The sequence below is a fragment of the Vibrio ouci genome, from assembly GCF_004551525.1.
In the GTDB taxonomy this organism is placed as follows: Bacteria; Pseudomonadota; Gammaproteobacteria; order Enterobacterales; family Vibrionaceae; genus Vibrio; species Vibrio ouci.
In genome coordinates this window covers 1-513 of the sequence record NZ_SATR01000330.1, presented here as the reverse complement: position 1 = coordinate 513, position 513 = coordinate 1, and the positions used below count along the sequence as shown (strand labels likewise).

Sequence of the window (513 nt, the reverse complement as noted above, 5' to 3'; positions counted from 1 at the left end):
GGCGTTAGCTGCTTAATCAAATAAAAAGGAAGTTTCATGAAAACAAAAATCTTAATTATACTTTCCCTCCTAGTCCTGAGTAATCCTTCGTTTGCTTTTCAAAAAGAAATAGACAAGTTTTTTGAAATATATGAATCTGGCAAACCTATCGAAGCTGTGGACTCGATTTACTCTACGAGTAAATGGATTACTCTAAAAACAGACGATGTACTTAACGTAAAAACTCAATTTCAAAATCTGACAAGTCTAATTGGTGAGTATCAAGGAAAAGTGAAAATAGGTGAAGTCCATGTAGCAGAGAGGCTATATCACATCTCTTATTTAGCTTTGTATGAACGTCAACCGGTAAGGTTTGAGTTTGTCTTCTACAAACCTAAGAACGACTGGACTATTTCTAGTTTTTCATTTGACTTCGAAATAGATGATCAACTCAAAGACTTTGCTAGGGCTAAAATTGTCGGCTTCATTCCAGACAGCTAACAATAAATTTAAGCAGATTCGCAACGCTTGGCA

At 35.3% G+C, this 513-nt stretch carries 1 protein-coding gene; it reads left to right on the top strand.

All coding sequences use genetic code 11. The features are described from left to right. Window positions 1-36 precede the first annotated feature (36 nt). Window positions 37-480, top strand: coding sequence for a hypothetical protein (locus tag ELS82_RS25885; RefSeq protein ID WP_134837851.1), 444 nt, complete (start codon window positions 37-39; stop codon window positions 478-480). The last annotated feature ends 33 nt before the right edge of the window (window positions 481-513 follow it).

What these genes read in the sequence shown, in the direction of transcription:
- ELS82_RS25885 (WP_134837851.1), top strand. Translation starts at nt 37, where the DNA reads ATGAAAACAAAAATCTTAATTATACTTTCCCTCCTAGTCCTGAGTAAT.